Source organism: Sulfurospirillum cavolei, assembly GCF_001548055.1.
Classification (GTDB): domain Bacteria; phylum Campylobacterota; class Campylobacteria; order Campylobacterales; family Sulfurospirillaceae; genus Sulfurospirillum.
This window is the reverse complement of record NZ_AP014724.1, coordinates 1,717,657-1,739,030: the sequence shown is the minus strand read 5'-3', so window position 1 is coordinate 1,739,030 and position 21,374 is coordinate 1,717,657. Positions and strand designations below refer to the sequence as shown.

The following is a 21,374-nucleotide window of genomic DNA, read 5'->3' as shown; positions in this document are numbered from 1 at the left end:
AAGCAGACGCAAGGAGACAATTCCCCTTGCGGTTGATCTTTATCGAAATGCTTTGACCGCTTCGACCATGTTTTTAAGTGCGGCTTTCGTCTCTTCCCAGCCTCTGGTTTTGAGCCCGCAATCGGGGTTGATCCAGAGTTGTTCTTTGGGGAAAACTTCGAGTACCGCTTTGATTTGCGTTGTGATCTCTTCAACGCTTGGAACGCGAGGCGAGTGGATGTCGTACACGCCCGGTCCGATTTGTGCCCTATAGTCTACGTTTTTGAAGACTTTGAGAAGCGTATTGCCGCTGCGTGCCGTTTCGATGGTGATGACGTCCGCATCGAGACGCTCGATGGTGTGAATGATGTCGTTAAAGTCGCTGTAACACATATGCGTATGGATTTGCGTTTGATCCCATGCGCTGGAAACGCTCGCTTTAAAACTCTCGACCGCCCAATCTTCATACGCTTTGATCTTCTCTGAACGCAGCGGATAGCCCTCTTTAAACGCCGCTTCGTCGACTTGAATGATGCGAATATCGCTTCGTTGCAGATCGTCGATCTCATCGCTAATCGCACGTGCGACTTCGTAGGCGACGTCGCTTTTGGGGATGTCGTTACGCACGAACGACCAGTTGAGAATCGTCACGGGACCCGTGAGCATACCTTTGAGCGGTTTATCGCTTAGGCTTTGGGCATACGTGATCCATGAAAGCGTCATCGGTGCTTTTCGTTTAACGCTTCCGTAAAGCAAAGGAGGTTTAACGCAACGGCTACCGTAACTTTGCACCCAACCGTGTGTACTAAAGGCAAAACCCTCTAACAATTCGCCGAAGTATTCGACCATATCGTTGCGTTCAAACTCGCCGTGTACCAAAACGTCGAGTCCTAGCTCTTCTTGAAGTCGCACGCACGCCTCAATGGCTTTTTGAAGTTCGCTTTCATAGGCTTCTTGGGAGAGTTCTCCTTTTTTGAACGAAGCACGTAAAGATCGAATCTCTTGGGTTTGCGGAAACGAGCCGATCGTCGTCGTGGGCAAAAGTGGAAGACCTAATTGCTTCTCTTGTACGATGCGGCGTTGTGCATACGCAGAGCGTTTCGGAAAGAAAGGGCGTTGCGGCATTTGGGGAGCAGGAGCGTTAGAGGTATCGTTTTTGACGAAAACGCCGACGTCAAAATGCGCGCGTAACGACTCTAATTCCGAGAGTTTTTCGATGGCAAAGCTGAGTTTATCTTTGACTTCAAGCGGAAGTTTCGTTTCGCTTTGAAGCGAATAGGGTACATGTAAAAGCGAGCAAGAAGTAGAGAGGATGACATGCTCTTTGGGAAGGTATTCATGGATGTGTTTTAAGAGCCCAAGCGAAGCATTCAGGTCATTTTTCCAAACGTTGCGCCCGTCGATAAGCCCTGCAATAAGATATTTGTCGCCAAAATGCGAAAGCACGTCAAGGTTTTCTTTGCCGTAAACAAAATCCAAACCGATCGCCCAAATCGGCGTTGTTACCAAGACGTCGACCGCTTCTTTGGCATGATCGAAGTAGGTCACGACGCTGATTTTAAGCGACGAGGAGACCTTGCCTAAGCGATCGTACGCTCGTTTGAGTAGACTAAGATAACGAGGCTCTAAGGTTTTGACGAAAATCGGTTCATCGCATTGGATTAGAAGCGTCGCATCAAACGTGCTTAAGAAGGAAAAGAGCTCTTCATACGCCTCTAAAAGCGCGTCAAATAAACCAAAAGCATCGGTAGCGTCTTGCATACGGGAGAGGGCTAGAAACGTGATCGGTCCGATCAGATTGATCTTAGGCGATAATCCTAAGGCTTTCGCTTCGGCATATTCTTCTTCGATTTTACGCGTATCGAGTTTAAATCGCGTCTTCGTTTCGAGTTCGGGAACGATGTAATGGTAATTGGTGTTAAACCATTTGGTCATCTCCATCGCTTGATGCGTCGCGTCGCCGCGTGCCATAGCAAAATAACGCTGGATCGGATCTTCGATGTCTAAAAAGCGTTTGGGGATTGCACCCAAAAGAACGCTCGTGTCAAGCATGAGGTCGTAATAGCTAAAATCGTTGCATGCGATAAAGTCGATCGCACAATTTTTTTGCGCACGCCAGTGTTTGGCGCGAAGGGATTTTGCGAGTGTTTTCACTTCGCTAAAGGGTATTTTGCGTGCCCAAAATGCCTCTAGGGCAAATTTGAGTTCTCGGTTTTCTCCGATTCGAGGAAAACCCGTAACGTACGTTTGTGACATGGATGTATTTCCTTTTTACGATTCAAGTATAAAGCCGTCAACGATCACGGCACAGAAGGCGAAAATGTGATGGTGTAAAAAGAAAAGAGGGCGGATGAACACCGGTACGGCGGAAGCTAAAATAGCGGCAATTACAGTTGCATTGACGTCGTTTTCGAGCACGCTTGATGGCAGAGTGTGCGCGTGAAGCAAAAAGTCGACTGCATTGGCAACGTCTTGGACGGTAGGATGAGATAAGGAGTAACAGATCAGGGCTTAAGGGCGGTGGATCGTCTTCGTTTGTTTCGTGTTCGTCCGTGTCGCTCAAAAGACGGGCGGTATAGCGTAAGCGTACGTGTCGGCGTTTGGTTTTTTGCTCAATAGCGGATGCTTGAATGGAAGAGAGCGTAAAATAGCCTTTTTTGCCAAAGCCACGAGGTAGCCGCACACAGTATCCTTTTAAAAGAGTGGTTGTATTATAGCACAACGCTTAACATGTAAAAACTATTTACCAATCTTGGGTAAAATAAAACGATTATCTTTGAAGGAGTGACGTGATGGAAACGGTCAAAACCGTCGTATTATTGACGTTAATGAGCTTAGTGTTCGTATGGGTCGGCGGTATGATGGGAGGAACGCAAGGTATGTTGATGGCACTCGTGTTGGCGGGTGCTATGAACTTCGTGAGCTATTTTTATTCCGATACCTTGGTGCTGCGTCATTACAATGCCGTCGAAGTTTCGCGCGCACAAGCAAGCGGACTTTATGCCATCGTCGAGCGATTGGCACAAAAAGCCGCTCTGCCGATGCCCAAAGTGTACATCATTCCCGAATCCGTCCCCAATGCGTTTGCGACGGGTCGTAATCCTCAAAATGCCGCCGTTGCGGTTACGGAGGGACTTTTAGAGCTTTTAGACGATGAAGAAGTGGAAGCGGTTTTGGCGCACGAGCTTAGCCACGTTCGCCACTACGATATTCTGATCGGTACGATTGCGGCGACGATTGCCGGAGCGATCGGAATGATCGCCAATATGATGCAATTTGGCGCGATGTTTGGAGTCGGCGATAGGGAAAATCGACCCAATCCTATCGTGATGATCGTCTTAGCGATTATCCTCCCTTTGGCGGCGGCGGTCATTCAAATGGCGATCAGCCGCAACCGCGAATACATGGCGGACGAAGGTGCGGCGCGTATAACGCGACATCCCGAATGGCTTCAAAGTGCTCTTGCAAAACTCTCCGGTTACAATGCGCGAGGTACGATGCACGATGCGACGCCGGAGAGTGCTCATATGTTTATCGTGAACCCTTTTTCGGGTAAAAATATCTCGTTTGCTTCGCTTTTTTCGACACACCCGAGTACGGAAGATCGAATCGCAAGGTTGGAAGAGTTAAAATTAGAGTTACGTTAATCTTACATGTAAAGGCAAACAGATGAAAAAAGCTTTGAATGAAATCCCCAGCACGCCGCTTCAATCAGGCGAAGGTGCGAGTATGCAGATGCTCATCTCTCCCGAAGTCGCACCCCATTTTGCGATGCGAAAGTTTGTGATCAAAAAAGGCGGACATATGCCCTATCATACCAACGAAGTCGAGCACGAACAGTACGTTTTAAAAGGTAAAGCGCAAGTGCGCTTGGGTGAAGAGCTTTTCATCGCCGAAAAGGACGACGTGTTGTTTATTCCCGCGGGCGTGGCGCATTCGTACGACGTAATCGGCGAAGAAGATTACGAATTTTTATGCTTGGTTCCTAATCTTGAAGACAAAATCGAGATGGTCAAACGCAAAAAAGGCGGCTGTCACCAAGAGTGTTAGCAAGCCCTTCAACAAGGGCTTTATGCTTACATGTGAAGCAGACTTTGCAGGTACGCATACCCTTCTTCCCATGCGCCGAGATTGCTTTGGGTATTGATGTGACCTCGTTTGCCAAGATCGATCAGTTTGCTTCCCCATGCATCGCTGAGGCGTCTACTGTACGCCATCGTTGCGTAAGGATCGTCGCTACTGGCAAGAACGATGCTTGGAAAATCAAAACGCATCATCGGCGTTTGTGCAAAGCCTTGAGCACTTTTAGGAAAAATCGCTTCTTCAGGATTAGGCGGTGCAACGATCAATGCGCCTTTAATCGGCGTATGCGCTTTGCTTGCCCAGTGTGCAAGCACCAAACACGCGATGCTGTGTGCGACTAAAACAACGGGTTTTTCGCATTTTTGGAGCGTTTGTTCGAGTTGTTCCGCCCATTCGGAAGCAATCGGTTCTTCCCAGTCGCGCTGTTCGACGCGAAAAAAATCGGGGTTGGCTTTTTCCCAATGCGTTTGCCAGTGCGTTTCACCGGAGCCTTGGTAGCCGGGTAGAATGAGTACGGAGGGTTTCATAGTGTCCCTTATGCGTGAAAAGAATTAGGTTTCTTTCATTACCTCTCAACGTTTTTGCTTGCGGGTCATGAAAGAAGTCTGAAGACGATTATACGAAAGAGGGCTTAGGGTATTCTAAAAAAGTTCACCGAAGGAGGACGTATGCGACCAAAGGTCAATACCGCGTGTTTGATGCTAGTAGACGTACAAGAGAAGCTTTTTTACCGTATAGAAGGACATTCACGTATCGAACAACGCTTGTGTACGTTGGTTCAGGGCTTGCAATGTTTATCGGTACCGATCGTTTGCAACCAACAATACACCCAAGGGCTCGGTGAGACGATCGCTTCGTTGAAAGTGCTCTTAGGAGACGGAGAGGTTTACGAGAAAAAGAGTTTTAGTTGTTGCCAAAATCCAAACGTGACCGAAACGCTGAGAGCTTACGAAACGCAAAGCGTCATCGTTGCGGGAGTAGAAGCGCACGTGTGTGTTTTACAAACGGCATTGGATCTGAAAGAAAGAGGATTTGACGTGATCGTATGTACCGACGCAGTGGGTTCTCGTTACGGGTACGATTGTGAGACGGCTTTGCGGCGTATGGAACAAGAAGGAATTTTTCTTGCGACCGTCGAGTCGATCCTTTTTGAACTCTTAGGCACAGCAGAACATGCCGAGTTTAAAGCGATCAGTCGCTTGGTAAAAGAGCGTTAAAAAAGGAGCTTAGCCTTTTTTAACGTAGTACGAAAGCCTGTTTTCGGTATATTTGGTAAAAAATCGGTTTTCGGGAATAATATCGGCATGCCCTAAAAAGAGCTTGCCTTCACTCTTCAAAAGCGACGCGAAACGCTCGATCGTTTTGAGACGAAAGTCGTCGTCGAAATAGATGAGCATATTGCGCGAAAAGATAATGTCGAAATTTCCGAGTGCTAAAAAGTCATGCTCGAAGATATTGACCTTCTTAAAATCGACCGAAGTAAAATAGGTCGATTTGACTTTATAAGAACGCTCGTCTTTGATGAAATAACGCTCTTTGAGCCGTTCGTCGAGTTTGTGTAACGAACGTTCCGAAAACGAGGCATTCTTAGCTTTATCGATCGCTTCGGAGTTAATGTCGATTCCCGTGATGCTAAAATCATTGGGCATGCGACCTCTTTCTTGCAACATCATCGAAAGCGAATAGACTTCTTCTCCCGAAGCGCAAGGTGCACATAAAATTTTAACATGCGGAATCCGCAATGCAAAGGTAATTGCCAACTCGAGCTGGCTCTCCTCACGGTAAAAATAGGTTTCGTTAACCGTGACCAAATCGATCAACTCTTGGCGTAATTCCTTATCGTGTTGAAGCGTTTCGAAAAGTTTGCGAAAGCTGTAAATCTCTTTTCGTTCGCAAAAAAGACGCAACTTCGTCTCGATAATACTGTTTTTGGCAAAAAGATCGACGCCGATTTCTCGTTTAATGTAGTGCAATAGGTCGTTTAATCCGAGGGCGTTGAAAACTTCAGGCTCTTTAGAAAGCGTTTGCGGCGAGGTCGGTTCTTGTTTTCGATTCCAGAAGAACATTACGGTGCTCCGAATTGATTGATCGAGACGATAATATCGTCTAAAGGCTTAGAACTAATTTGCGGGTTGATTTCCACCGCGCGTTTAGGCATACCGTAAACGATCGCGGTTTTTTCGCTCTCGGCGATACAGCGTGCCCCTTTTTTTTGAAGTTCGCTCAAGCCGAATGCGCCGTCATGCCCGATACCGGTCAATAAAACCGCTAAAATATCGGCATCTTCGACGCATGAAAGAGCGGAAAGAAAAAGCGTATCGATGCTCGGATTGTACGGCGTATCGCCTTGTTCGACCGGTTCGGCTCTTAAGGTATTGGCATTGGGTTCGCTTTTAACGCGGGCGTGTCCGGCGCAGATGTAAATATGACCGTTCGTTAAAAGCGTACGCGCGTCTAGCGTGTGTACGGGAAAAGCGAGTTCCGTCTGAAATTGGTTGATAAAACTCGGAATAAACGTACTGTTCATATGTTGCGCAATTAAAATAATGCCGTTAAAAGAAGAGGGAAGCGAGGATAAAATCTTTTTAAGATGTCCGGGACCTCCGGTGGAAGCCCCGATTAAGATGAGTTTAGGTTTCATCTGCGGTACTATTTTTTAGCTTCTTCAAGCATCCAATAGAGATTCATTCGTACGCCAGCACCCGTTGCACCCGATTGGTTATAGCCCCATGCTTTTTCCAAATACGCAGGTCCCGCAATATCCAAATGAAGCCATTTGTCTTTATACGCCTCTTCGATAAAGTTGTCTAAAAACAATCCCGCGGTAATCGCGCCGCCGTAACGGCTGGAGCTGATGTTTGACATGTCGGCAACCGAACTTTTCAAAAGCTTTTTGAGGTATTTGTTAAACGGCAGCATACCGCTGAGTTCGCCGCTTTTATCGGCGGCTTTTTGCATAGAGTGTTTAAGAGTGCTATCGTGTCCCATGATACCGGTCGTGTATTCGCCCAACGCCACGACGCAAGCACCCGTGAGGGTCGCCATATCGACCAAAAGATCGGGCTTGAGTTCTTGTGCGTAACACAAACAATCTGCCAAAACCAAGCGTCCTTCGGCATCGGTATTGCGAACTTCGATGGTTTTACCGTTTTTAGCAACCAAAACGTCGTCGGGTTTATAGGCGTCGCCTCCGATCATATTTTCGGTTGCTCCGATAATGGCGTGCACTTCAAACGGCAATTCGAGTTCCGCCGCCGCTTTTAAAATCGACATTACCGCCGCGCCGCCGCTTTTATCGGCTTTCATCGTCACCATATGCTCGCTAGGCTTTAAGCTCAGTCCGCCGCTATCGTACGTCAATCCTTTACCGACGTAAACCAAACGTTTTTTAGGTGCTTGGGGCATATACGTCAGGTGGATCAAACGCGGCGGATGGACGCTTGCGCGATTGACCGCTAAAAAAGCGTTCATGCCTTGTTCTTTCAAAAAGGTCTCGTCCATAACCTTACATGTCACGTTTGGAAGCGACGTGAGGGTTTGAGCAAGTTTCGCCAAGGCGATGGGCGTCATGTCAAAAGGCGTCGTGTTGACGATCGCTTTGGCAAAGTTCGTCGCTTCTGCGATAAGCGTTCCTTCTTTCAGTGCTTTGCTCGCCGTCTCTACGGAGACGTCGGTGCGCGCGTAATCTTCGAGGCATATAAAAACGCTTTCTAAGGTTGAAGGCTCTTTTTTGCTTTTATACTGATCGAAAACATAGCTTCCAAGCATCAATCCTTCGGCAAGTGCTTTGACGTTCATACCGGGGCAATCGGAAGAATACGTTCCGATAGAGACGGATTTGACGTTGGTTTTTTTCAAGGCTTCCAACGCTTTTGCCGCACTCAAACGAATATCTTCGGCATCCAAACTGTCGCAACCGACGTAAAGAATCCGAGAAGCGGCAACGAAGAGCGTCTCTTCGCTTTCGCCTTTGAATCCTAACAGTTCAAAACTCTCTTTATCGCGAATCCATCGGTGATCAAATGCTTTTGCGACGACGAAAACGACTTTAACGTCGCTTGTCGAATCAAATAATTTTTGGTTTAGAATATTAACGTGCATGTTTTTCCTTAAAGGTTTTATCCGTCATTTTATGAAAATAGTAGTAGATACTTCCGCCGATTAGTCCGGCAAGAGGAAGTGCAAAATACCAATGCTCTTTTGCCCAGTGTATGACGATCAAAATTTCGTCGCCGAAATACCAAGCGGGCAAAATCGTAAATGCGCCCCAACACCATGCCGACATAAGATTGATAAAGGCAAAGGTTTTGGCATCGTAACGCGTTAAGCCGATCGAGATCGGAATAATCGTACGCAATCCGTACATGTAACGTTGTGCGAAGATAATCGGCCAGCCGTATTTTTTGAGTAAAAGATGCGCGAGTGCCAGCTTCCGACGTTGACCTTTGAGTTTCATATGGACGTATTTTTTATTAAAACGACCGATGTAAAAATAGACCTGATCTCCGGCAAAACCGCCGAGTCCCGCCACGAAAATCGCGATAAAGAGATTCATATCGCCCGTATGAGACAAAAGCCCCGCCATAATCAAGCCGCTTTCGCCCTCCAACATACTCCATACAAAAAGGATAATGTATCCGTAAGCTTTCATCAAATAAATAAACTTATTTTCCAGTCCTTCCGCCGGTGCTTGATAAAGGACGTAAGCTAACGTGAGAAGGGCTACGACCATGAGAAGCGTAAAAAGCTTTCCGGTATGTTTTCCGATCGTATGCATCATGCCCTTATCCTATGTTTAAAATTGATTTGGCTTGCACCATATCTTTATCGCCGCGACCGGAAAGATTGACGATAACGATCTTGTTTTTAATCTCATCTTTAGGGATTTTTTTCAAATAGGCAATGGCATGCGCGCTCTCAAACGCCGGAATAATGCCCTCTTTGCGCGATAGCCAGACGAACGCATCGAGTGCCTCTTGATCGGTAATGTTTTCATAAATCGCCGCACCTTGTTCTTTGAGGTAAGCATGCTCAGGTCCGATACCGGGATAGTCCAAGCCGGCGGAGATCGAATGTGCCTCTAAAATCTGTCCGTCGTCGTCTTGCAACAGATAACTCATCTGTCCGTGAAGCACACCGGGACTTCCTTTGGCAAGCGAACAACCGTGTTTATCGGTTTCGATACCCAAACCTCCGGCTTCGATACCGATGCATTTCACACCTTCTTCGCCTAAAAAGTGGCTGAAAATCCCCATAGCGTTGCTTCCTCCGCCGATACAGGCAATGACGTAATCGGGAAGACTTTTTTCTTTGACCAAAATTTGCGCTTTGGCTTCGTAACCGATGATCGCTTGAAAGTCGCGTACCATCATGGGATACGGATGCGGGCCTGCGACGGTGCCGATAATATAAAACGTATCACGCGCATGCGTCACCCAGTAGCGAATGGCCTCGTTCATCGCATCTTTAAGCGTACGGCTTCCGCTTTTGACGCTGTGGACTTTAGCACCCAAAAGCTTCATACGAAAGACGTTGAGTTCTTGGCGTTCAACGTCTTTTTCTCCCATAAAAACTTCGCATTCCAAGCCTAAAAGTGCCGCAATCGTCGCCGTGGCAACGCCGTGTTGTCCGGCACCCGTTTCGGCGATAACGCGTTTTTTACCCATCTTTTTCGCAATCAAGCCCTGTGCCACGGTATTATTGATCTTGTGTGCGCCCGTATGATTGAGATCTTCGCGTTTAAGGTAAATTTTTGCACCCAGTTCATGCGAAATATTTTTGGCAAAAAAGAGTGCGGAAGGACGTCCGACGTATTCGTTCAGACAGTGGTTGACTTCCGTCCAAAAGTGTTCGTCGAAGCGAAGTTTGCGATACTCTTTTTCCAAATCGATCAAGATAGGCATTAAGGTTTCGGGAACGTAGCGTCCTCCGAAAATCCCGAAGTGTCCGTTTGCGTCCGGATCAAATTTTGAAGCGCGTGGAATGTACATGTTACACCTCCAACACGGAATAGACGGAGGTCATTTTCTTAATGTCCAAATCGCCTTGTAAAAACGTCAAGTTCATCACAAAGCATGCTTCGACGCAGGTCGCTCCTGCTTTGGTAATCAGTTTGACCGCGGCGGTTGCCGTGCCTCCGGTAGCGATCAAATCATCAATCAGCAAGACACGCGGATTGGCAACGCCGTTAAAAGCGTCGATGTGAATCGAAACTTCGTCCACGCCGTATTCTAACGAGTATTTCTCGCTAATAGTAGTATAGGGAAGTTTGCCCGGTTTTCGAATCGGAACGAAACGCGTGCGAAGGCGTGCCGCTAACGCCGCACCGAAAATAAAGCCTCGGCTTTCGATGCCGGCGATGTAGTCGATTTGTTGGTTTTCGTATCGACTGGCAAGATGATCCATAAGGAGATTAAAAGCGTTCGTATCGCCTAAAAGCGTCGTAATATCTTTGAATTTAATACCGGGTTTGGGAAAATCCTCGATTTCGCGGATGGACTGAAGAAGAAATGTTTTATCGTTCTCGTTTAAAAGATGCATCAACGGCCTTTATAGAATTTTTTAAATTGAGATACAAAGCAAATCGACCGACGTAGCGTAGTTACAACAACGCCTCGATTTTGCCCTCTAGCTCTTTGATATGTTGGCGAAGCTTATCGCCTTCCATACGGTATTGACTGTTACGGGTTCGTAAGGATTTGAGATCGTTTTTCACCTTTTTGAGCTCATCGCTTAAAATATCGATATTGCCCAAAGAGCGTTGAAGCTGGACTTGGTATTTGCGGATGACGACTTCGGCATCGTTGAGGGTTTGTTTAATCACGATATTGCCGCGTTTTTCTTTGCGAAGCAGGGTTTTGTAGTAAAACACCATGACGAGCAAGTAAAGACAAACCGAAAAAAGCGCCGTTGTCAAAACCCATTCAAACGCCATGTGTCAACTCGATTTTTTCAACTCTGTGTGCATGTCTGCCTCCTTCGAAAGAGGTTGCACACCATGCGTGAAGTATCGACTCGATCACGCCGAGTCCTACGATACGTTGTCCGAAACACAAAACATTGGCGTCGTTATGGGCGCGCGCCATTTGAGCGGTATAGGCGTCATGGCACAATGCGGCACGAATGCCGACATGTTTGTTAGCCGCCAAGCTCATACCGATACCCGATCCGCAGATCAAAATGCCTTGCGTTTGGGGATTTTGTAAGACTTCCGTGCACAATGCATGCGCAAAATCGGGATAATCGACCCTCTCTTGGGAAAAAGGTCCAAGATCGACGATTTCATGCCCCATCGCTGTGAGCATCGCTATAACGTCCGGTTTGATAGCAACGCCCGCATGGTCGGTTGCAATAAAAAATTTCACGTCTATCCTTTAAGAACATAATCGTTTCGATTATAGCACACGCATTATAAAACAGACCTAACAAAGCCCGAATAAAACGGTGTTAGGTCAAAAAAGAAGCACTTTAGTAAAGCCAACTTAAAACGACGCGAATCGGCATAAAAAAGTAAGAAGAAAGCGGTGTTGCGATACAGACGATAAGAATAATCATGCCGTAACGTTCCGTTGATTCGTAGAAGCGTACCAAGGCATTCCAACCGAAAATGCGCCCCAAATAGCTTAGCGCATGCGAACCGTCTAGCGGCGGGATCGGATAGAGGTTGAAAATACCCAAGACGACGTTATAAATCATCGATTGTACGAGAAAATAGACCCAAAAATATTCGACGTAACTGTTGACTTCGCTAATATCGCCTAATTGGCTTAAAACGACAGAAGCTAGGATTGCCAGCGTAAAGTTGTAAGCAATCCCCGCAAGTGAAACGGCAATCGCCGCCTTATAGCCGCCGTTTCGAATGACGCTTGGCATATAAATGGGAACGGGTTTTGCCCAGCCGAACATAAAAGGAGCGTTACTCAAAAACAAAACGGCGGGCACGATGATCGTTCCGACCAAATCGACATGTACAAACGGATTGACGCTCAGTCTTCCCATATGTTTAGCGGTGTCGTCGCCGTAGCGATACGCTACGTAGCCGTGCATAATTTCATGACCGATAATAGCGATCATCAAGGCTAAAACGACTGCCGCAATTTCGATAAGTTTGATACTCTCCATTAGAAAAGCGTCTCGTCGAATTGGAGGCTATCGACCGATCTTCCGATACGGTTCCACCTTATTTTATAGTCGTCATCCCATGAAAAATAGACAAACCACGGTTTGCCGACGATAAGACTGTAGGGAACGCTACCCCAAAAACGGCTGTCGTTGGAGTGGTCGCGATTGTCTCCGACCATATAATAGTGTCCTTTTTCGACTTTAGCGTAAAAAGCGTTGAAATTGCTATAGCCCGCAACCATCGGAAGTTCCGCAACGAGTGCCGGTTTCATCGCCAATTGATTGGCTTTTAGATGCAAAACCATCTGTGCGAACAAATCGACGCCGTCGTCGTAATGAATACCGTGAAACTGCTCTTTATACGGGTTATTGACCCAAAGTTTTCCTGCAATGGTCTTAATTTTATCGGCAGGATAATGCGTTTTAATGTAGTCGTCGCCTTCGCTAAAGTGAACATAAAGGTTCTTGTCCTGAAATAAAATTTCATCATCCTCGCGTGCGACGCAACGTTTGACGTAGTGGACTTTAGGGTCTTTTGGATAACGAAAAACAACGATATCTCCGCGCTTTGGACCTTCTGAGGAGATCAAATGCCCGTCACCGTTAAAATCGGGTAAAACGGGAATTTCAAGCCACGGAAGATGCGGAGTAGGAAGACCGTACGAAAACTTTTTGACAAAAAGATGATCGCCGATGAGTAGGGTTTTTTTCATAGAACCGCTGGGAATCACAAAGGCTTGCGCGACGAAAAAAATAACGAATAAAACGATAATAATCGTTCCCGTCCAACTGTTGGAAAAGTGGTAAAATCGATGGATAAAATTTTTCATAATCTTCCTATTTTGCGTTCAAGCGATGGTGTGCGGCTTTAACGGTATTTTCAAGCAGCATCGCGATCGTCATCGGACCGACGCCTCCTGGTACCGGCGTGATATACGAACATTTCGGTGCGATGTTTTCAAAATCCACGTCGCCGACGATGCGTCCTTCGGCGGTTTTATTGATACCGATATCAACAACGATCGCGCCTTCTTTGACCATATCTTCGGTAATGAGGTTTTGTTTACCCACTCCGACGATTAAAAGGTCGGCTTTTTTCGTATGTTCTTTGAGGTCTTTGGTAAAAATATGGCAAATATCGACCGTTGCTCCTGCGTTTAAGAGAAGATTCATCATCGGTTTTCCGACGATATTGCTAGCTCCTACGACGCAGGCGTTTAATCCTTTAGGATCGATGGCGTAGTGGGATAAAAGGCGCATAACGCCAAGGGGTGTACACGGCACGAAGCTTTCCAATCCGGCAACCAACCGTCCGACGTTAAAAGGGTGAAAGCCGTCGACGTCTTTACGAGGCTCGATGGCTTCGATAATTTTAGTCGTATCGATGTGTTTGGGAAGCGGAAGTTGAACCAAAACGCCGTCAATATTCGGATTGGTATTGATCATGGCGATGGTTTCCAAAATTTTTTCTTGGGAAATCGAAGAGGGCATTTTGTGAATGATGGAGTAAATTCCCGTGATGTCGCACGCTTTTTCTTTCATTTTAACGTACGTTTGACTCGCGGCGTCGTCGCCGACTAAAATAACGGCAAGTCCGGGAGTGATGCCTTTTTCAACGAGTGCTTCGCTCTCCTTTTTGAGGCGAATTTTGATTTGGTCCGACAGTGCTTTTCCGTCAAGGATTTGCATTCAAACATCCTTTAAATTCATTTTTGGTACTATAGCAAACTTACTATTAAAGTTCTTGCAAAAGAGTATGAACGCTTGAGAATACGCCTTTGAAGTAAAGCTGCAAAGACGACGTTAACATCGGGTTCTCGTCGGTGGAGTGCCCATGCACCCTTGGGTGCTTTTACCTCTTGTAAAGCGGATTTTGCAAGACGTCTATTAAAGAAGGGATAAAAGGGTTTTGAAGCGACTGGGGCTTGGGATTACGATGTTTTTACTGCTGTCTGGCGTATCGCTTCGGAGTGAAGATTTTATTACAAAAATGGAATATGCCAAAATGCTCTATTCCAATCCTCGAGGAATCGGTTGCAATAAATGCCACGGAGAAAAAGGGGAAGGTACGATTATCTCTCAATATACGCTCAAAGGCAAACCCGTCGTTTTAGAAGCTCCGAATATCACAAACTTAAGCAAAGAGCGTTTTTTTCACGCCTTAACAACGCAACATAAAGTCATGCCGACCTACTTTTTAACGTGGCAAGAGATCGATAGTTTGTATTATTACGTCTCAAGCGAAGTGAAAAAGTAAAAAGCGGTTTATAGGCAAAGTTTCAGTAAAATAATCAAAAATAGAGTACGAGGAATGAAGATGAATCAGGATAAGAGCGTCAAAGCGTACGAGAAAGCGTGTCGCGTCATTCCCGGAGGCGTGGACTCTCCGGTTCGGGCGTTTCAAAGCGTGGGCGGAACGCCGTTATTTATCAAAAAAGGCGAAGGAGCGTATCTGATCGATGTCGACGATAACCGTTACGTCGATTACGTTCAAAGTTGGGGACCGCTTATTTTCGGTCATGCCGACGATACGATCGAAAAAGCGGTCATCAAAGCGGTAAAAAAAGGACTTAGTTTTGGAGCACCGACCAAAGCGGAGACCAAACTTGCCGGTTTAATCTGTTCACTTTTCCCCGAAATCGACAAAGTAAGGTTTGTCAGTAGCGGAACCGAAGCGGTTATGAGTGCGATTCGTTTGGCAAGAGGCGTTACATGTAAAGACGACATCGTCAAATTTGAGGGATGTTATCACGGGCACAGCGATTCGCTTTTGGTGCAAGCGGGAAGCGGCGCGACGACGTTTGGCAATCCCAGCTCTCCGGGCGTTCCCGCCGATTTGACGAAACATACGTTGCTTGCGAAATACAACGATATTAAAAGCGTCAAAGAGTGCTTTAAACACTCTAAAAACATCGCGTGCGTCATCATCGAACCGCTTGCGGGCAATATGGGATTCGTTCCCGCCGATCCGAAGTTTTTGGAAGATTTAAAAGCCTTGTGCGAAAAAAACGGCGCGCTCTTGATTTTTGACGAAGTGATGAGCGGTTTTCGCGCTTCGTTAAAAGGAGCGCAAGGTATTTACGGTACCGTTCCGGATTTGGTGACGTTTGGAAAAGTGATCGGCGGCGGCATGCCCGTCGGTGCGTTCGCGGGACGTGCCGAGATTATGGATAACCTTTCGCCGCAAGGTCCGGTATATCAAGCCGGAACCCTCAGCGGCAATCCGGTCGCGATGGCGGCGGGTTTGGCTTCGCTTGAGCAACTCATCGAAAATGAAGCAGTCGTTTACGCTTCGCTGGAAGCCAAAGCTAAACGCTTGGTCGAAGGGCTTAAAAGTGCGGCTAGTGATGCGGGTATCGCACTGCAAGTCGATGCGATCGGCTCTATGTTCGGCTTTTTCTTTAACGATAAGCCCGTGAGAAATTTTGCCGATGCGCTTTCGTCCGATACGAAGCGTTTTGCGGCATTTCACCAAGGCATGTTGAATGAGGGGTTCTATTTTGCGTGCTCACAGTTTGAAACCGGATTTATTTCGACGGCTATTAGCGACGCAATGATCGACGATACGATCGAAGCGGCGCAAAAAGTTTTTAAAGAGATGGCATGAGCGAAAAACCGAAATACGGAAGATTAATTGAGGGAGCCGAACAGCTCTCTTTAGGCATTTCGATGGTCGTCGCCGTAGCACTCGGCGCGGGAGCCGGCTTTTGGATGAGCCGATACTTCCAAATGCCGTGGCTTTTATGGCTCGGCGTTTTTTGGGGCGTAGGCGGAGCAATTTTGAATGTTTACAAAGCCTACAAAAAAAACCTTCGTTCGCTGGATGAGCTTAAAGACGACGTACGCTATCAAAATTACCGACATGTCAAAGACGACGATGAGAAAGACGAGCGTTAAGCTTTTGCTGGCGTACCTTGCGGGGGACGTAGCGGTTCTTGCCGTCTCGTTGATGCAAGGCGGTAACTGGCTTTTAAACACGCAAGCGGCGTTTGCCTGTTCTTTGTTGATTACGTTTGCGTCGTTTTATTCGTATCACCGCATGGTACAATCGCGTTTGGCAGCGGGAGCAATACCGCCGGATAAATTTGAGCATTACTACGAAGATGATGACGAAGAAAGCGAAAAAGAGAACGAAGACGCTACGATGCAAGACTCCCCGCTCGAATCAGAGAAAAAACCGCCTAAAATCGGCTTTAAAGAGAGTTTTCAAAATCTCTCTTTAAGCTATAAAAGTGCACTTTCGGTGTATCGTATCGCAACCTACGGTATTTTATTTTTAACGTTGTTGGTTTTAGTGCATAAGAGCCGATTCGATGCCGTAGCATTTTTGATAGGGCTCAGCGTCATTCCGCTTTGCGGCTTGTTCGGCGCGGTGTTTTTAAAAAAGGATTTTTATGGAACGTATGAGTCGTGAGGAAGCGTTGCGTTTAATACGCGAAGTCGATCTCAACACTTTAGGCCAGATGGCGTCGGCACGAAAAAGGGAGCTTCACCCCGAAAATATAACGACGTTTGTGGTTGATCGCAATATCAATTATACCAACGTGTGTTGGGTCGATTGTAAATTTTGCGCGTTTTACCGTCATGCGAAAGAAGAAGAGGCGTACGTGCTCTCGTTTGAGCAAATCGGAGAGAAAATCGAAGAATTGATCGCTATCGGCGGCACGCAGATTTTATTTCAAGGCGGCGTACATCCGACGTTGAAAATTGAATGGTATGAAGCATTGGTGGAGTGGATAGCCACGCATTATCCGAGCATTACGATCCACGGATTTTCGGCGATAGAGATTGATTATATCGCGCGCATTTCCAAATTGAGTTACAAAGAGGTCTTAACCAGACTTCACGCCAAAGGGCTTTTCAGTATCCCCGGAGCCGGAGCGGAAATTTTAAGCGACCGCGTGCGCGATTTGGTTGCACCGAAAAAACTGAGTGCGCAGCAGTGGCTCGACGTTCACAAAAGCGCGCACGAAATCGGCATGAAAACAACCGCTACGATGATGTTCGGAACGCTGGAGAGCGATGAAGAGATCATCGAGCATTGGGAGAAAATCAGAGCGTTGCAAGATGAAACGGGTGGATTTCGCGCGTTCATTATGTGGAGTTTTCAAAGCGATCATACGAAGTTGAAAGCCGAGCATCCCGAAATTCAAAAACAGTCTTCCAATCGTTATTTACGGCTTTTAGCGGTCAGTCGCTTGTATTTGGATAATTTTAAAAATATTCAAAGTTCATGGGTAACGCAAGGCAGTTACATCGGCCAGTTGGCACTTCTGTTCGGAGCAAACGATTTGGGAAGTACCATGATGGAAGAAAACGTCGTTAAAGCCGCAGGTGCGGCTAATCGTATGAATCAAGCCGAGATGATCAAACTCATCAAAGACATCGGCTCCATTCCCGCCAAACGGGATACGGCGTATACGATTTTGGAGAAATTTGCATGAAAAAATTAATAATCGCATTGGTGATTTTGTTACAAGGAGTAGTAGTGGCTCAAGAGATTAGTCATATCAAGGTCGGCGAGGTTGCCGTTCCCGTGGTATTTGAAAAAGATACGACCTTACCGATAGCATCCGTTCAGATCGTGGTTCAAAACGCCGGAAGTATGGAAGATAAAGAGCATGAGGGAATTGCAAAGTTTTTAGCGGCGATGCTCGGCGAGGGAACCAAAGAGATGGGAGCAACCGCGTTTGCCGAAGAGCTTGAGTTTCGCGCGATCTCTTTAGATGCACATGCAGGCGTTGAAACGCTGGTATTTGAAGTTTCATCGCTCAAAGAGCAGTTTCCTTATGCGCTTGAGATGTTGGGGAAATTGGTCAAAAGTCCTAATTTTTCCAAAGAGAGCTTTGAAAAAATCAAACTTTTAACGTTGGGAATGCTTTCCAATAAAGAGAGCGACTTTGACTACATCGCCAATCTCAACCTTCAAAAATTGATTTTTAAAGAGACGCCTTTTGCGCACCCCTATAGCGGAGAAGTGAAAAGCATCAAAGCCTTAAAACTCAAAGACGTTGAAGCATTCTACAAAGAACGCATCAGCTTACAAAACCTCATTATCGTTGCAGGCGGCGACATCGAACTTGAGGAGCTTAAAACGATGTTGCTTCCCGTGTTAAACGAATTTAAGCACGGACATATCAAGGCGATGCCGTATTTTGACGCGAATAAAGACGCCAAAGAACAGATCGTCTACAAAGAGAGCGAGCAGGCTTATATCTATTTCGGGGCGCCTTTTTACATGAAAAGCGGCGATTCGGAAGCGTACAAAGCCAAAGTCGCGAGCTTTATTTTGGGCGAGAGCGGTTTTGGAAGTCGTTTGATGGAAGAGGTACGCGTGAAGCGAGGATTGGCATATTCGAGTTACAGTAGAAGCAGTATCGGCAAATCGCATAGCAGTTTTACCGGTCATCTTCAAACGAAGAACGAAAACCTTGAAGAGGCAAAAAAGATCGTCGCGCAAGAGATCAAACGTTTTGTCGAACAAGGAGCGACGCAAGAAGAACTCGACCAAGCCAAACGTTTTTTACTCGGTTCCGAGCCGCTTCGTAACGAAACGCTTTCGCAAAGACTCTCCCGCGCTTTTTTTGAGTATTACAACGGTTACGAGCAAGGACACTCCAAGCAACAGCTCGAAAAAATAGAAAAATTGACGCTTCCCGAGTTAAACGCGTTTATCAAAAAACATGACGAAATTACCGCGTTAAGCTTTTCGGTCGTAACCAAACGTGAAAAACATTGAATGCGATCCTCTCGATAAGGAACGTTTCAAAAAATTAGGAGTAGGAACGCTTTTAGATTTAGCGCTTCTGCTTCCCTCCGCGTATGAAAATACCTATCTTTCTCCTTCGCCTCTGCTGGATCGCGTCAATACCGTCTTCGTGAAAATAACGGCTCTTACGCAAACGCCCAAAGTGCTTCAGATTCGTTTTTTTTGCGAAGCGTGGCAGATGCATTTTGAGGGTGTCATTTTTGCGCTTAAGCCTTATCATAAAGCGGTGTTCAAGCGAGGCGGCGAACTCTTCGTCAGCGGCAAGTTGAGTTACAACGGCGGAAGATGGCAGATGATACAACCGCAAGTCGTGACACAGGTCAATACACTGACATGTAAGTATAAAACGCCGCTTCAAAGTAAAACCGTGAGCACGTTGATGGCGCGTTACGTCAGTGAAAAAACCTTGCTCGAAGAAGGCTTACATGTCAAAGAGGCGCAAACGCTTTTAAGCCTTCATTTTCCTACGCCCCAAGAAGCGGCGACGTTTTCGAACGCTTATACGCATGAGACGATTTCCTGCCTCAAATTTGTCGAAATTTTCAATTATCTTCAAAAGCTTTCCGCCAAAAAAACGACCTTTCCTTCGTGTGCAAAACTGGTCGGCGACGAAAAAGCGTTTATCGCAACTTTGCCTTTTCGTTTAACGCACGACCAGCAAAAAGTCATTGCGGAGATTAAGCACGATTTTCAAAGTGAAAATGCCGCCAAACGCGTTATTATGGGCGACGTCGGTTGCGGTAAGACGATGGTCATTTTAGCGTCCGTGATGATGGCATACCCGCAAAAAGCCGTTTTAATGGCACCGACAAGCGTCTTGGCGACGCAATTATTTGAAGAGGCAAAACGTTTTTTACCCTTACATGTCAAGACGCTTTTGGTCACGCAAGAGTCCGATACGAAAGAAGATTTGGCGCAGTTTGACTTTTTAGTCGGTACGCATGCGCTTTTGTATAAAGAACTGCCGAGGTGCGCATTGGTGATGGTCGATGAACAGCACCGTTTCGGTACTAAACAACGTGCCTTGCTTTCGGCTTTAGTCTCTTCCAAAGGAACGTGGTATCCGCATTATTTACAGTTTTCGGCAACGCCGATTCCTCGAACGCTCAGTATGATACAATCATCATTGGTCGATTTTTCGTTTATTAAAACCTTGCCGTTTCCCAAAGACATCACGACGTATGTGATCGCAAAAGCAAATTTTAAAATGCTTTTGGAGCATATTCGCCGCGAAATCGAAGCAAAAAGACAGTGCATTATCGTCTATCCGCTGGTGGAAGAGAGCGAAGCGATCCACTATCAGTCGATCGACGAAGGGCGCGGTTTTTGGGAAAAACACTTCGAGGGCGTTTTTGTCACGCACGGAAAGGACAAGCACAAAGAGAGTATTTTAAAAACGTTTAAAGAAGAGGGCAATTTGCTCATCTCGACGACCGTCGTGGAAGTGGGCATTTCGCTTCCGAGGCTTTCGACTATCGTGATCGTCGGTGCCGAGCGTTTAGGGCTGGCAAGTTTGCATCAGCTACGAGGTCGCGTGAGCCGTAACGGGCTTAAAGGGTATTGCTTTTTATATACCAATACGCCGCAAAACGAACGCTTGGAAAAATTTAGCCGAACCTTGGACGGTTTTGAGATTGCCGAGTTAGACTTAGCGTATCGTCAAGGCGGCGACGTGGTAGAAGGCGTGATTCAAAGCGGTAAGAAGTTGGTGTGGTTTGAGATGGGAAGCGATGAAGCGATCTTGAAAGAGGCGCAAAACCGATTGGCGATGCAACCTTAAAAAAACTCGAAAAAAGATAAAAAAGTCCAAGCCGAGCAAGTCTCGGCTTGGGTCTAGAGGTTAATAAAGACCGAATCGTCCGTCGGTTTTTTTATACATCACGCGGAATTTGTCTTCCATATCGTGGAAAACGAGGAATTGTTTATCGGAAGCTTTAAGCTCGTTCATCGCGTCTTCTACCTCAATCGGTTTGTAGCTGTCTAAACGCATCGGAACGATTTCGTCGTCGCTTCCTTCTTGATTTTCGATCACGAGAGGTGCATCTTCCGTGGCTTTAGAGTTAGTAATAATTTTATCGTGATGGCGACGAAGCACTTTTTTAGCGCGCTCAATCGCAAGATCGACCGCCGCATAAACGTCTTTGTCTTTTTGTTGGATAACGATCGTATTTTTATGTGCCATGTTGATCGCAAATTCAACGTTAAAGCCTTTTTTACCGTTTTTTTCATCGGCTGCGATCACCGTACGCACGGAGATAATATCCAAATTGTATTTGCCAAGAGCATCAACCGCTCCTTCGATATAAGCCTTAATCGGCTCGGTCAAATCAAATTGTTTACCTACGATACTCGTGTTCATCTTGTCTCCTTTTCCTTCCCGCACGGTGCGGGTTTATGAGGTCAGTATAACAAATGCAACCTT

25 protein-coding genes are annotated in these 21,374 nt (G+C 46.4%); 10 read left to right on the top strand and 15 right to left on the bottom strand.

Features of this window, described 5'->3' with window-relative positions:
* Nucleotides 1-39: 39 nt before the first annotated feature.
* Nucleotides 40-2,235, bottom strand: a complete 2,196-nt coding sequence (metE, locus tag UCH003_RS08885) for a 5-methyltetrahydropteroyltriglutamate--homocysteine S-methyltransferase (RefSeq protein ID WP_060826233.1) — start codon at nt 2,233-2,235, stop codon at nt 40-42.
* Between the two features lie 37 nt (nt 2,236-2,272).
* A complete protein-coding gene (locus UCH003_RS13595) occupies nt 2,273-2,662 on the bottom strand; it encodes a hypothetical protein (protein ID WP_082709175.1) in 390 nt (129 codons plus the stop codon).
* A gap of 109 nt (nt 2,663-2,771) precedes the next feature.
* On the opposite strand from UCH003_RS13595, the gene htpX reads away from it, so the two are divergent.
* Nucleotides 2,772-3,626, top strand: a complete 855-nt coding sequence (gene htpX / locus UCH003_RS08880; protein ID WP_060826232.1) for a zinc metalloprotease HtpX — start codon at nt 2,772-2,774, stop codon at nt 3,624-3,626.
* Between the two features lie 22 nt (nt 3,627-3,648).
* A complete protein-coding gene (locus tag UCH003_RS08875; RefSeq protein WP_041962565.1) occupies nt 3,649-4,029 on the top strand; it encodes a cupin domain-containing protein in 381 nt (126 codons plus the stop codon).
* Between the two features lie 26 nt (nt 4,030-4,055).
* On the opposite strand, the gene UCH003_RS08870 is transcribed toward UCH003_RS08875, so the two are convergent.
* Complete coding sequence (locus UCH003_RS08870) at nt 4,056-4,589, bottom strand: RBBP9/YdeN family alpha/beta hydrolase (protein WP_039675225.1); 534 nt, start codon at nt 4,587-4,589, stop codon at nt 4,056-4,058.
* Between the two features lie 141 nt (nt 4,590-4,730).
* On the opposite strand from UCH003_RS08870, the gene UCH003_RS08865 reads away from it, so the two are divergent.
* Entirely contained in the window at nt 4,731-5,279 is a 549-nt protein-coding gene (locus UCH003_RS08865) for an isochorismatase family protein (protein ID WP_039675223.1), read from the top strand.
* A 9-nt stretch (nt 5,280-5,288) separates the two neighbouring features.
* On the opposite strand, the gene UCH003_RS08860 is transcribed toward UCH003_RS08865, so the two are convergent.
* From UCH003_RS08860 to folD, 11 genes are all read right to left on the bottom strand, one after another.
* Nucleotides 5,289-6,128, bottom strand: coding sequence for a CheR family methyltransferase (locus tag UCH003_RS08860; RefSeq protein WP_041962563.1), 840 nt, complete (start codon nt 6,126-6,128; stop codon nt 5,289-5,291).
* Nucleotides 6,128-6,703: a CheB methylesterase domain-containing protein gene (locus UCH003_RS08855; protein WP_039675219.1), complete on the bottom strand. Its 576-nt coding sequence runs from the start codon at nt 6,701-6,703 to the stop codon at nt 6,128-6,130. Before UCH003_RS08855 ends, UCH003_RS08860 begins: the two co-directional genes overlap by 1 nt.
* An 8-nt stretch (nt 6,704-6,711) precedes the next feature.
* Nucleotides 6,712-8,163, bottom strand: coding sequence for a leucyl aminopeptidase (locus tag UCH003_RS08850; protein WP_060826231.1), 1,452 nt, complete (start codon nt 8,161-8,163; stop codon nt 6,712-6,714).
* Entirely contained in the window at nt 8,153-8,842 is a 690-nt protein-coding gene (locus tag UCH003_RS08845) for a DedA family protein (protein ID WP_060826230.1), read from the bottom strand. Before UCH003_RS08845 ends, UCH003_RS08850 begins: the two co-directional genes overlap by 11 nt.
* Nucleotides 8,843-8,846: 4 nt before the next feature.
* The gene (gene trpB / locus UCH003_RS08840) at nt 8,847-10,052 is read right to left on the bottom strand and encodes a tryptophan synthase subunit beta (protein WP_039675213.1); all 1,206 of its coding nucleotides are present in this window, start codon (nt 10,050-10,052) and stop codon (nt 8,847-8,849) included.
* A 1-nt stretch (nt 10,053) separates the two neighbouring features.
* Nucleotides 10,054-10,602 (bottom strand): adenine phosphoribosyltransferase, encoded by a 549-nt coding sequence (locus tag UCH003_RS08835; RefSeq protein ID WP_060826229.1) that lies wholly within the window; start codon nt 10,600-10,602, stop codon nt 10,054-10,056.
* A 61-nt stretch (nt 10,603-10,663) separates the two neighbouring features.
* Nucleotides 10,664-10,996 carry a membrane protein gene (locus UCH003_RS08830; protein WP_039675209.1) on the bottom strand — a complete coding sequence of 111 codons (333 nt, stop codon included), beginning with the start codon at nt 10,994-10,996 and terminating at the stop codon, nt 10,664-10,666.
* Complete coding sequence (rpiB, locus tag UCH003_RS08825; protein ID WP_060826228.1) at nt 10,986-11,426, bottom strand: ribose 5-phosphate isomerase B; 441 nt, start codon at nt 11,424-11,426, stop codon at nt 10,986-10,988. Before rpiB ends, UCH003_RS08830 begins: the two co-directional genes overlap by 11 nt.
* Before the next feature lie 103 nt (nt 11,427-11,529).
* Nucleotides 11,530-12,183 carry a site-2 protease family protein gene (locus tag UCH003_RS08820; protein ID WP_060826227.1) on the bottom strand — a complete coding sequence of 218 codons (654 nt, stop codon included), beginning with the start codon at nt 12,181-12,183 and terminating at the stop codon, nt 11,530-11,532.
* Entirely contained in the window at nt 12,183-13,013 is an 831-nt protein-coding gene (gene lepB / locus UCH003_RS08815) for a signal peptidase I (protein WP_060826226.1), read from the bottom strand. The genes UCH003_RS08820 and lepB overlap by 1 nt, the downstream gene beginning before the upstream one ends.
* A gap of 7 nt (nt 13,014-13,020) precedes the next feature.
* A complete protein-coding gene (gene folD, locus UCH003_RS08810; protein WP_060826225.1) occupies nt 13,021-13,872 on the bottom strand; it encodes a bifunctional methylenetetrahydrofolate dehydrogenase/methenyltetrahydrofolate cyclohydrolase FolD in 852 nt (283 codons plus the stop codon).
* A 247-nt stretch (nt 13,873-14,119) separates the two neighbouring features.
* Here folD and UCH003_RS08805 point away from each other — a divergent pair, with 247 nt between their 5' ends.
* Genes UCH003_RS08805 through recG form a run of 7 tightly spaced genes read left to right on the top strand, consistent with a single transcriptional unit; the run spans nt 14,120 to nt 20,732 of the window.
* Complete coding sequence (locus UCH003_RS08805; protein ID WP_039675199.1) at nt 14,120-14,440, top strand: c-type cytochrome; 321 nt, start codon at nt 14,120-14,122, stop codon at nt 14,438-14,440.
* Nucleotides 14,441-14,500: 60 nt separating this feature from the next.
* Complete coding sequence (hemL, locus tag UCH003_RS08800; protein ID WP_060826224.1) at nt 14,501-15,790, top strand: glutamate-1-semialdehyde 2,1-aminomutase; 1,290 nt, start codon at nt 14,501-14,503, stop codon at nt 15,788-15,790.
* Complete coding sequence (locus UCH003_RS08795; RefSeq protein ID WP_060826223.1) at nt 15,787-16,080, top strand: AtpZ/AtpI family protein; 294 nt, start codon at nt 15,787-15,789, stop codon at nt 16,078-16,080. Before hemL ends, UCH003_RS08795 begins: the two co-directional genes overlap by 4 nt.
* Nucleotides 16,061-16,597 carry a hypothetical protein gene (locus UCH003_RS08790; protein WP_060826222.1) on the top strand — a complete coding sequence of 179 codons (537 nt, stop codon included), beginning with the start codon at nt 16,061-16,063 and terminating at the stop codon, nt 16,595-16,597. Before UCH003_RS08795 ends, UCH003_RS08790 begins: the two co-directional genes overlap by 20 nt.
* A complete protein-coding gene (locus UCH003_RS08785) occupies nt 16,578-17,627 on the top strand; it encodes a dehypoxanthine futalosine cyclase (protein WP_060826221.1) in 1,050 nt (349 codons plus the stop codon). Before UCH003_RS08790 ends, UCH003_RS08785 begins: the two co-directional genes overlap by 20 nt.
* A 44-nt stretch (nt 17,628-17,671) precedes the next feature.
* Nucleotides 17,672-18,922 (top strand): M16 family metallopeptidase, encoded by a 1,251-nt coding sequence (locus tag UCH003_RS08780; protein ID WP_348622760.1) that lies wholly within the window; start codon nt 17,672-17,674, stop codon nt 18,920-18,922.
* Nucleotides 18,909-20,732, top strand: a complete 1,824-nt coding sequence (gene recG, locus UCH003_RS08775) for an ATP-dependent DNA helicase RecG (RefSeq protein WP_082709174.1) — start codon at nt 18,909-18,911, stop codon at nt 20,730-20,732. Before UCH003_RS08780 ends, recG begins: the two co-directional genes overlap by 14 nt.
* Before the next feature lie 60 nt (nt 20,733-20,792).
* Here the strand turns inward: recG and hpf are convergent, their stop codons facing one another.
* Entirely contained in the window at nt 20,793-21,311 is a 519-nt protein-coding gene (hpf, locus tag UCH003_RS08770) for a ribosome hibernation-promoting factor, HPF/YfiA family (protein ID WP_060826219.1), read from the bottom strand.
* Nucleotides 21,312-21,374: the final 63 nt, after the last annotated feature.